Annotated in this window: 2 protein-coding genes and 1 pseudogene; 1 reads left to right on the top strand and 2 read right to left on the bottom strand. The window is 68.8% G+C overall.

Annotated elements, in window-relative coordinates; all coding sequences use genetic code 11:
• A pseudogene (locus JWN21_RS10355) lies at window positions 1-246 on the top strand (hydrolase); the annotation flags it as partial.
• 117 nt (window positions 247-363) lie between these two features.
• Here JWN21_RS10355 and JWN21_RS10350 read toward each other — a convergent pair.
• Together JWN21_RS10350 and mmsB are read right to left on the bottom strand one after the other, a co-directional pair.
• Window positions 364-1,719 carry an MFS transporter gene (locus JWN21_RS10350; protein ID WP_299649415.1) on the bottom strand — a complete coding sequence of 452 codons (1,356 nt, stop codon included), beginning with the start codon at window positions 1,717-1,719 and terminating at the stop codon, window positions 364-366.
• Window positions 1,720-1,942: 223 nt separating this feature from the next.
• Window positions 1,943-2,575 (bottom strand): 3-hydroxyisobutyrate dehydrogenase (gene mmsB, locus JWN21_RS10345; RefSeq protein WP_299649412.1); only part of this gene is annotated, 633 nt, incomplete at its 5' end.

Raw genomic sequence — 2,575 nt, 5'->3', positions numbered from 1 at the left:
GGCCTGCGCGCGACGGCGGCGCTGCCGATCCATTGGGGGACGTTCCGGCTGTCGTTCGAGGGCTGGGACACGCCGCCCAGGATGCTGGACCTGATGATGGCGTGCGCGGGCGGCCCACCGGGGCGGTTCACGCGGCGTGGGTTTGGGGTGCCGTGGGAGGTGCCGGCGGTGGGTGCGACGGCGGCGCTGGACTTGGGCAAGCTGGATGCGTGCGAGAAGAGCGGGGCGGTGCGCGCGTTGCCCTGAGCCCCCAAGCCCCTCCCTGGCGGAAGCCGGGGCCCAGATGGACCATGTGCAGGATCACGCGCTTCGGTTGCCTATGTGACTCAGCTGGACCCCGGCTTCCGCCGGGGAGGGACACACCTAAGCCGGCACCACCTCAAGCACCGGCTCCTCCAACCCCCACCACGTCACGATCAGCGCCATCAGCACCACGCCCCACGTATACCAAAGCCCGGAGAACGGATCGCCCGTCTGCGAGACGACATAGGCGCTGATCAGCGGCAGGAAGCCGCCGAAATACCCCGTGCCGAAATGATAGGGGATCGACATCGAGCTGTAGCGGATGCGAGCTGGAAACATCTCCGCCAGCAACGCCGCGACCGAGCCATAGGTCAGGCCCGACAAGGCCATCAGCCCCAGGATCGCCGCCACCATCAGCACGATCTGGCCTGGGCCGGGCACGAACTTCTCTCCGCCGGGGACCGCACCCGCCGACGCCCAGCCCAGCATCCAGAACAGCGGGAACAGCAGCAGCAACGTCAGCGCATAGCCGATCACGATCGGCTTCTTGCGCCCGACCCGGTCCGACCACGCGCCCGTGGCGATGTAGAAGACCAGCCCGCCCAGCGCGCCGGCAGCGGTAATCAGCTGCGCGGCCGTCTCCTCGATCCGCATCGGTCCCTGCAGGAAGGCGAGCACGGAGAACATCGACGTATACCAGATCACCGTCAGCCCCGCGCCGATCCCGAACAGCGCCACGAACAGCCGCTTCAGATTGCCCGGATAGGTGAAGCTCTCGACGAACGGATTGCCCGCCGTCCGCCCCTCGGCCTTCATCGCCTTGAACACGGGGCTTTCGGACAGCCTGAACCGCATCCACAGCGACACCACCAGGAGCAGGATCGAGAACAGGAACGGCAGCCGCCACCCCCAGTCCTGCCAGCCGTCCGTGCTGACCAGCCCCTTGAAGAACAGCACGACCGCAAGGCTGAGGATGAACCCGCCGACGACGCTGGCCTGGATGAAGCTGGTATAGAACCCCGCCCTGCCCGGCGGCGAATGTTCGGCGACATAGATCGCGGCACCGCCATATTCGCCGCCCAGCGCCAGCCCCTGCGCGATCCGCAGCGCGATGATCAGCACGGGCGCCGCCGCGCCGATCGCGGCGTAGGAAGGCACCAGGCCGATCCCGGCGGTGGCCCCCCCCATCAGCGTGATGGTGACCAGGAACGTGTATTTGCGCCCGAGCTTGTCGCCCAGATAGCCGAACACGATCGCGCCCAGCGGCCGGAACGCGAAGCCGACCGCGAAGGTGGCCCAGGCGAGCAAGGTGGCGAGCACCTCGTCGCCCGCCGGGAAGAACACCCGTTGCAGGATGCCGGACGTCGTCAACGTCCCCCAGATGAAGAAGTCGTACCATTCGAACACCGTGCCCAGCGACGAGGCGGTGATCACCTGGCGGATTTCCCCCGGCGATCGTGCGGCGGTGGTCGTCATGCCCTCTCCCTTTTGGGGTGGGTGTAGCGTGGAGGACGCGAGGGGCAAGCGGCATGACCGGCGGGGATTAGCTCCTGACAGGCCCCAAGGCGCCTCCCCGGCGAAAGCCGGGGCCAGTCCGCCGCGCGGCTCCAACCGTTGCGTCCTGTGATCGGCGCGGTCGACTGGGCCCCGGTTTCCGCCGGGGAGGGAATGTAACGGCGTAGCTACTACCCAGCCAACCTCATCCCAGCAGCTTGATCACCGCCGAAAAGTCCTTCCCTCCCTGCCCGTCCGCGACCATCGCCTCGTACAGTCCGGCCGCCTTGGCGCCCATCGGCGTCTGCGCGCGCGCCTCCGACGCGGCCTGCATCGCCAGGCGCAGGTCCTTGAGCATCAGCGCCGCCGCGAAGCCGCCCTCGTAATCACGGTCGGCGGGCGTCTCCGGGCCGACGCCGGGCACCGGGCAATAGCTCGTCATCGACCAGCTCTGCCCCGACGAGACACTGGCGATGTCGTAAAAGGCCTGTGCGTCCAGCCCGAGCTTCTCCGCGAGCAGGAACGCCTCGCAGGTGGCGACCATCGTCGCGCCCAGGATCATGTTGTTGCAGATCTTCGCCGCCTGCCCCGCGCCCGACGCGCCGGCGCGGATAACCGCCTTGCCCATCGCCGACAGATACGGTTCGGCGCGCGCGAACGCATCCTCCGGGCCGCCGACCATGAAGGTCAGCGTGCCCGCCGCCGCCGCCGCGATGCCGCCCGACACGGGCGCGTCGACCGCGCTCAACCCTTTCGCGAGCGCCATCGCCGCGACGCGCTTGGCGGTGGCGACGTCGATGGTGGAGCAATCGATCAGCACCGCGGCGGGCGCGCAGGC

This window comes from Sphingomonas bacterium (genome assembly GCF_028292945.1).
Taxonomy (GTDB): Bacteria; Pseudomonadota; Alphaproteobacteria; order Sphingomonadales; family Sphingomonadaceae; genus Sphingomonas.
This window is presented reverse-complemented; position numbering and strand designations above follow the sequence as displayed.

Excerpts from the sequence above, each read along its gene's own strand:
- JWN21_RS10350 (WP_299649415.1), bottom strand. The coding sequence starts at position 1,719 with ATGACGACCACCGCCGCACGATCGCCGGGGGAAATCCGCCAGGTGATC.